At 68.0% G+C, this 5,295-nt stretch carries 3 protein-coding genes and 2 pseudogenes; all 5 read right to left on the bottom strand.

Annotated elements, in window-relative coordinates:
* A pseudogene (locus K0M70_RS15045) lies at positions 1 to 548 on the bottom strand (polyribonucleotide nucleotidyltransferase); the annotation flags it as partial.
* Between the two features lie 123 nt (positions 549 to 671).
* Positions 672 to 932, bottom strand: a complete 261-nt coding sequence (gene rpsO / locus K0M70_RS15050) for a 30S ribosomal protein S15 (protein ID WP_290783324.1) — start codon at positions 930 to 932, stop codon at positions 672 to 674.
* 446 nt (positions 933 to 1,378) lie between these two features.
* Positions 1,379 to 2,161 (bottom strand): annotated as a pseudogene (gene truB, locus K0M70_RS15055) (tRNA pseudouridine(55) synthase TruB); the annotation flags it as partial.
* A 14-nt stretch (positions 2,162 to 2,175) separates the two neighbouring features.
* Positions 2,176 to 2,538: a 30S ribosome-binding factor RbfA gene (gene rbfA, locus K0M70_RS15060; RefSeq protein WP_290783325.1), complete on the bottom strand. Its 363-nt coding sequence runs from the start codon at positions 2,536 to 2,538 to the stop codon at positions 2,176 to 2,178.
* A gap of 15 nt (positions 2,539 to 2,553) precedes the next feature.
* Complete coding sequence (gene infB / locus K0M70_RS15065) at positions 2,554 to 5,241, bottom strand: translation initiation factor IF-2 (RefSeq protein ID WP_290783327.1); 2,688 nt, start codon at positions 5,239 to 5,241, stop codon at positions 2,554 to 2,556.
* Positions 5,242 to 5,295 lie beyond the last annotated feature (54 nt).

Here is a 5,295-nt window from a genome sequence, read left to right on the forward strand (position 1 = left end):
CCAGCGGTACCGGCGACCACGAGTTCCAGGTCGGAGGTCTTGAGTTCGGTCACGGTCGGGTTGAGCAGGTACTGGCCGTTGGCGTAGCCGACCTTGGCCGCGCCGATCGGGCCCGCGGACGGGCTGCCCGACAGGGCCAGCGCGGCGGACGCGCCGATCAGGGCCGGGATGTCGCCGTGGATTTCCGGGTTCATCGACATCACGGTGGCGATGACCTGCACTTCGTTGCGGAAGTGCTCGGGGAACAGCGGGCGGATCGGGCGATCGATCAGGCGGGAAACCAGCGTCTCGCGCTCGGTCTGGCGGCCTTCACGCTTGAAGAAGCCACCCGGGATGCGGCCACCGGCGTAGAACTTCTCGATGTAGTCGACGGTGAGCGGGAAGAAGTCCATGCCTTCGCGCGCATTCTTGTTGCCGACTGCCGTTACCAGCACGACCGTGTCGCCGAACTTCACGACCACTGCGCCACCGGCCTGGCGGGCGATTTCGCCCGTCTCAAGGGTGACCTGGTGCTGACCGTACTGGAACGTCTTGGTTACTTTCGCCACGATGTTTATTCCTCGTCTTTGGATTCGATCCGGCGGGCACCCTGCCCGGCGGTTTGGCCCCGGCAGGTTCCGGGGCCCCAAATGCAACGCGGCGCATTTCTGCGCCGCGTTGGTTTACTTGTCTTAGCGGCGCAGGCCCAGACGCTCGATCAAGGTCTGGTAGCGCTTGGAATCCTTCTTCTTGAGGTAGCCAAGCAGGCTGCGGCGCTGGTTGACCATCTTCAGGAGGCCGCGGCGGGAATGGTGGTCCTGCTTGTGGGCCTTGAAGTGGTCGGTGAGGTGGTCGATGCGGGCGGAGAGCAGGGCCACCTGGACTTCCGGGGAACCGGTGTCGTTGGGGACGCGCTTGAACTCTTCGATGATCTTGGCGGAATCGACGGACATGATGTTCTCTTCTGTGTGATGCGCAGCCTGCAGGAACGTCGCCATTATTGACGCCGCACCGCGTGGCTCGCCGGTTGGGAGGTGCTTGTGAAAGCCGCGGAATTATAGCCGGACGGGCCTTTGCGGACAAGGCTGCTGGCCGCGCCTGCGCCGGGTCAGCCCGCGCTGGCCCAGCGGAAAAGGCGTTTGGCGCGCACTTTCCCGGTCTGCGAGAGCTCGGCCAGGCCGAGCGATCGGCCTGATGGGTCCAGGACGTTGACGGCAAGCAGACCAGGGACGGGCGCGCCTGGCTCCACGGCGGGCATATCGCTCCCGGAACCCGGGACGGGCGCCCCTGCCTCCGGGGCGGCCGCGCTGGCCGTGACGAGGACGGGCCCCGAGGGCCCGGCGACGCTGGCGGCACCCTCAGGTAGAAACTTCAGTCCCGCCTCCTCCAGCTGCACCCACTGCCCCATACCCAGCCGCCGGCCCTGGTCGGGGTCCACCACCACGGTGGGCCAATGCGACAGACCGGCCTCAACCGGCAGCAGCAGCGACGCCAGCGCCGCTTCGCCCTGTGTTTCCGCCACGTCCTGCAAGTCGGCCAGGGAGTAGGACCGGGCGCCGCGGAACGGGTCCACCCAGGTACGGCGCAGCGCCGTGATGTGGCCGCCGCAGCCCAGGGCCTCGCCCAGGTCGCGGGCCAGGCTGCGGATGTAGGTGCCCGAGCCACAGGTCACGTCCAGGGTGAGCTCGGCACCGTCCAGGTCGACCAGTTCCACGGCCTCCACATCGACCTCGCGCTCGGGCACGTCGATGGCCTCGCCGCGGCGGGCCTTCACGTAAAGCGCTTCGCCGCCCTGCTTGAGCGCCGAATAGATCGGCGGGCGCTGGCGGATGCGGCCAACGAAAGGCTGCAGCGCCGCTTCGACCGCCTCGCGCTCCAGGGCGGGCACGGCGCGTTCGCGCAGCACCAGGCCGTCGGCGTCGTCGGTGTCGGTAGTGGCACCCAGGCGGATGCGCGCCCGGTAGGCCTTGCGGCCGCCCAGCAACAGGCCGGCGATCTTGGTGGCTTCTCCCAGGCACAGCGGCAGCAGGCCGGTGGCCAGCGGATCGAGCGCCCCCGTGTGGCCGCCCTTCTCGGCGCGGAACAGCCGCCGCACGTCCTGCAGGGCCTGGTTTGAGCTGTAGCCGGACGGCTTGTCGAGCAGCAGGATGCCGTCGACGGGCCGGAAGACGGTCCTGGACACGGGCAGGCCGTGGCTCAGTCGGTGGCGTCGCTGGGCGGGTTGTCGCGCAGCAGCTGGTCGATGCGCTCGCCCTTGTCGACCGAGTCGTCGTAGTGGAAGTGGATCTCGGGCACGTGGCGCATGCGAATCGCCTGTCCCAGGCGATAGCGCAGCTCGGGCGCGATTTCCTTGAGCGCCTTCACCGCCGCCGGACCCTGTTCGGCCAGCAGCGCGGTGACGAACACCTTGGCGTGCGCCAGGTCACGGGTGACCTCGACGTCCGAAACGCTCACCGAGGGCAGCCCGTATTCGCGCACCGCCTGGTGCACGATCAGGCCGATGTCGCGCCGCAGCTGGGCCGAGACGCGATCGGTGCGATGGAAGCTTTTGGTCGCCATGGGTTCGCGCTCGCCTTACAGCGTGCGCTGCACCTCGATGCGCTCGAAGCATTCGATCTGGTCGCCGGGCTGCACGTCGTTGTAGGCCTTCACCGCGATGCCGCACTCGGTGCCGCTCTTGACCTCTTCGACGTTGTCCTTGAAGCGACGCAGCGACTCGAGTTCGCCCTCGAACACCACCACCGAGTTGCGCAGCACGCGGATGGGCTTGGATTTCTTGACCGTGCCCTCGGTGACCAGCGAACCGGCGACCGCACCGAACTTGGAGCTGCGGAACACGTCGCGGACTTCGGCGATGCCGAGGATTTCCTCGCGGATCTCCACGCCCAGCAGGCCAGAAGCGACCTGCTTCACCTGGTCGATGACGTCGTAGATGATCGAGAAGTAGCGCAGGTCGAGGCCGTTGGTCTCGATGATGCGGCGGGCGCTGGCATCGGCGCGCACGTTGAAGCCGATGATGACGGCCTTGGACGTGGCGGCCAGGGTGGCGTCGGACTCGGTGATGCCGCCCACGCCGGAGCTGATGACGTTGATCTTGATCAGGTCGTTGGAAAGCGCCACCAGCGACTGGCGCAGCGCCTCCACCGAACCCTGCACGTCGGCCTTGACCAGCAGGTTGAGGTTGGCCTGGCCGAGGTTCTGGCCCATGGACGCCATGATGTCTTCCATGCGCGAACCAGCGGTGGTGACCAGGCGCGACTCGCGGCGCTTGATGTCACGCTGCTGGGCCACTTCCTTGGCCAGCCGCTCATCGGCCACGACCACGAAATCGTCGCCCGCGTCGGGCACGCCGGACAGACCGAGCACCTGCACCGGGATAGACGGCTCGGCCTGGTCCACCTGCTTGCCGTTCTCGTCGAACAGGGCGCGGACGCGGCCGTAGTGCACGCCGCAAACCAGGTAGTCGCTTTTCCTGAGCGTACCCTGCTGCACCAGCACGGTGGCGACCGGGCCGCGGCCCTTGTCGAGCGCCGATTCGATGACCACGCCGGTGGCGCGGGCGTCGTAAACGGCGGTCAGTTCCATTACTTCGGCCTGGATCGCGATCGCTTCCAGCAGGGCGTCCACGCCCATGCCGGTCTTGGCCGAGATCGGCACGAACTGCACGTCGCCGCCCCACTCTTCCGGCACCACTTCAAGCTTGACCAGGCCCTGCTTGACGTTGTCGGGGTTGGCTTCGGGCTTGTCCATCTTGTTGACGGCGATCAGCAGCGGCACCTTGGCGGCGCGCGCGTGGTTCACCGCTTCGATGGTCTGCGGCATCACGCCGTCGTCGGCCGCAACCACCAGCACCACGATGTCGGTGAGCTTGGCGCCGCGGGCACGCATGGCCGAGAACGCCGAGTGACCCGGGGTGTCGAGGAAGCTGATGACGCCCTTGTCGGTTTCGACATGGTAGGCGCCGATGTGCTGGGTGATGCCGCCGGCTTCGCCGGTGGCGACCTTGGTGCGGCGGATGTAGTCGAGCAGCGAGGTCTTGCCGTGGTCGACGTGGCCCATGATGGTGACCACCGGCGGGCGCGTGGTGCGCTCGCCCTGCACCACGTCCTGGTGTGCAACCAGCGCGATCTCGGCGTCGTCGTCATTGGCCTTGCCGGCGCGATGGCCGAGCTCTTCCACCACCAGCACCGCGGTGTCGTGGTCGATCACCTGGTTGATGGTGGCCATGACGCCCATCTTGAACAGCGAGCGCACCACTTCGCCGCCCTTCATGGCCAGCTTGGCGGCCAAGTCGGCGACGGTGATGGACTCACCGATGTAAACGTCGCGCACGATCGGCGCGGTCGGGCGCGAGAAGCCGTGCTGGCCGCTGGCGGTGCGCGAGGGCTCCGACGAACGCATCTTGGGCTTCTTGCGGTTGCCGGCGGCGCCGCGACGGGCGCGCTCGGATTCGGTGAGGTGCAGCTGGCCGGCGGCGAAACGCTGCGCCTGGCCCTCTTCGCCCTCGTTGTCGACCATCGAGTTGGAGCCGCGGATGACGTTCTTCTTCGGCGGGATCTTGGCCGGGCCGACCGGCGGCGGACGCGGGCCGCCCGGGGTCGGGCGGGCCATCGGGCCGGGCTTGCGCTCGGGGGCCTTGGGCTCCATGCGGGCCTTGCGCGGTTCGTGGATGACGATGGCGCCGGGGGCGGCGCGCTCGACTTCCTGCACGCGCGGACGGGCCGGCGGCGCCACGGGCTCCACCACTTCGACCATCTCTTCCACGGGTGCCACCACCACCGGCGGCTTGAGCGCTTCGATGCGGGCCAGTTCGGCCGCGTCGCGCTCCATCTTGCGCTTGCGATCCGTCTCGCTCAGCGCTGCCAGCTCGGCGTCGTTCTTGGCCCTGGATTCCTCGAGCTTGCGCAGGGCGTCCTGGCGCTCGTCGGTCACCACGGGCGCATCGGCGTCATCGCGCTTGACGTAGGTGCGCTTCTGGCGCACTTCCACCGTGACCGTTGATTTGGTCTTGCCGGCGCTGACGGTCAGCTCTTCCTGCTTGCGGCGCTGCAGGGTGATCTTCTTGGGCACCGTGGCTTCCGCCGGCTGCTCGTCCTTGCCGTGGGTACGGCGCAGGAAGCCGAGCAGCTTCATCTTTTCGGTGCTGCTGACCACCTGGTCCGGCCCGCTGAAAGTCATGCCGGCACCGGCCAGCTGCTCGAGCAGCTTCTCGGAGGGCATACCCAGCACTTTGGCCAGCGAAGCTACGGTCACTTCAGACATTGTTAGGTGATTCCTTGGGGCTGCGCCGCGGGCGGCGGGGGCTGGGGGGGGGGT

Origin of the sequence: Arenimonas sp. (assembly GCF_019459675.1) — a bacterium.
In the GTDB taxonomy this organism is placed as follows: domain Bacteria; phylum Pseudomonadota; class Gammaproteobacteria; order Xanthomonadales; family Xanthomonadaceae; genus Arenimonas.

What these genes read in the sequence shown, in the direction of transcription:
- rpsO (WP_290783324.1), bottom strand. Translation starts at nt 932, where the DNA reads ATGTCCGTCGATTCCGCCAAGATCATCGAAGAGTTCAAGCGCGTCCCC.
- rbfA (WP_290783325.1), bottom strand. Translation starts at nt 2,538, where the DNA reads ATGGCGACCAAAAGCTTCCATCGCACCGATCGCGTCTCGGCCCAGCTG.
- infB (WP_290783327.1), bottom strand. Translation starts at nt 5,241, where the DNA reads ATGTCTGAAGTGACCGTAGCTTCGCTGGCCAAAGTGCTGGGTATGCCC.